The organism is Methylobacterium sp. R2-1, assembly GCF_014191355.1.
Classification (GTDB): domain Bacteria; phylum Pseudomonadota; class Alphaproteobacteria; order Rhizobiales; family Beijerinckiaceae; genus Methylobacterium.
In genome coordinates, this window is record NZ_JACHWM010000040.1 from 1 (window position 1) to 2155 (window position 2155).

A 2155-nucleotide genomic window follows, 5' to 3' on the forward strand; every position below is an offset into this window, starting at 1 on the left:
TTTCAGTATGCCCCCGGGGTGAAGGCCCGCTAGCGCCGACGCTTTGGCTGGGCAGGCCTTCCTCGCTGGACTCAAAACGCTTTGTTCATTGGAGATGAGTGCAGAATTTTCCCCTCAATGGGTTGTCAGCCACGATTTGCCTCTTGCAGGCGACCAGAATGATCACTCAGAGTGCGAGATACGCCTGGCGGTTCACGCCGGCGGAACGGCTGGTTTCAGTTTCTGATGAGCAACGAATTGTTTTGAGCTGGCTAGTCTTTATCTAGAAGGCCGCTGTCTATGAAACGCGCCCGGTCGTTTTTAATGTCGAAGAATAATCGCGAGATCCTGACCTGGGTTGGCGGTGGACTTGCCGCGATTATCGCAGGGCTATGGGCAGCCTACGTCCACTTCACCACTCCCGATAAACCTCTAGCTAGCGGCCTCTCCACAACCGCGACCTGCGGTAGCGTTGCTATGGGCAGCGCCTCGGGCAGTACCATCACGGCAGGCAACACCGGCAACTGCTCGGCAGGGCAGAAACCTGAGGTTAAGCCATGAGAAGGCTGCCTTGCCTCATTATTTTAGCCAGCGTTTTCGTAGCAGGTGAGAAAGCTAGTTACGCGCAGACCAGCACAGTTCAGGCTGATAATGGCAGTGTTGCTTTCGGAGGAACCGCAATTGGCAACACTGTTCGTATTGAAGGGGTGCCTTACAAGGAAGTCGAGGAAGCTGTTCGTAACGCAACGCGCCCTCATGAGGCACTCTCCGTCAGTCAGCAGCATATAATAAAGCTTCTGCAAGAAAAATTAGCTCTTAACGAGAAACAACTTCGTACTGCGTTAGAGGTTGTGGGTGAAGCGAGCACCCCGCCTGAGCAGCTAGCCGCAAAGCTGGTTGAAGTCGCGGAGCGGTTCAAAGCTCTACAAGAAAAAGCTAAGGCGAGCTCTAATGTGCAAATTAGTGATGACCCTAGAATAGGGGAGCTCAAAGATGACGCGAAGAAAGCAATTGATATAGGGGACCTTGCCAAAGCCGATGAAATTTTAGCTAATGTTGAAGAGCTCCAAGCTTCAGCTCTGGACCGCCTTGCACTGAGTGCAGCCGAGACTAGTGGGCAGCGGGGAACGCTAGCGTTGACCCGCTTGCGCTACTCTGAGGCAGCCAAGCACTTTGCAGCAGCTGCAGCGCGAGTACCAAGTGGTCAAGACGCTAAGCGGTTAAGCTACCTAGAGCAGGAAGCCGCGGCCCTTTACCAGCAAGGCTCAGAACGCGGTGACAACGCTGCAGCTCGGCTAGCCATTGAGCGCTATGGTCAGCTTCTGACTTTGAAATCGCGCGAGCGCGTGCCGCTCCAGTGGGCCGGAGCTCAGGCCAGTCTCGGCATCGCACTTCAGGTTCTAGGCGAGCGAGAGAGCGGGACGGCGCGCCTGGAGGAGGCGGCCAGAGCCTTCCGGGCGGCTCTGGAGGAGCAGACCCGCGAGCGTGAGGCGCTCCACTGGGTGCAGACCCGAGAAGATCTCGATTCAACGCTTCGAGCATTGATGAACCGGGATGCGACTGAGCTTGAAACAAAAAATACGAAACCGCTTAACCGCAAACAGCCGAAATAAATTTATATGATTTTCATTATTATATCATAAACTTATTTATATTCAAGGGATATTCTAGTGTATATAATCATTAGATCAGAAAATTATAGTGGTGTATCATGATTCCGAACAGGAATTCCTTTATCGCTATGGAGAAATATATGCTACATTTGCAGTTGTGTGACTCAGAGTGCGTTTTGGACGCCGATCGGCGCGCTAAGTATCTGATCCAAAACGAAGCATGTGGGTCACTTTTGGGCTCTGACTCACTTTCGGTGCAGGCGGGTTGATGGATCTCGGCTTCAGCCGTCGGAGATCCTGCCATGCCCCACAGCCTTCATCTCGGTTCTGTCGTTCCGCCTGGCCTTGTCGTCGATCACATCGAGGTGGGGGCGGGTCTGACCATCACCGCTCGGCCGACCGCCGCGTCGGCCCGGTGTCCGAGGTGTGACGGGATCTCGTCCCGTGTGCACAGCCGGTACATCCGCACCCTATCGGATCTGCCGGTCGCTGGCCGACGCGTCGTAATCACGATCAGCGTCCGCCGCTTCCGGTGCGTCGGAACGGAATGCCGGACGAAGGTC

Annotated in this window: 2 protein-coding genes; both read left to right on the forward strand. The window is 54.8% G+C overall.

Features of this window, described 5'->3' with window-relative positions; all coding sequences use genetic code 11:
- Positions 1 to 536: 536 nt before the first annotated feature.
- Positions 537 to 1592, forward strand: a complete 1056-nt coding sequence (locus FHU13_RS27230; RefSeq protein WP_183438943.1) for a hypothetical protein — start codon at positions 537 to 539, stop codon at positions 1590 to 1592.
- Between the two features lie 302 nt (positions 1593 to 1894).
- Positions 1895 to 2155, forward strand: a 261-nt coding sequence (locus tag FHU13_RS27235; protein ID WP_183438944.1) for a transposase family protein, incomplete at its 3' end; no start/stop codon positions are given.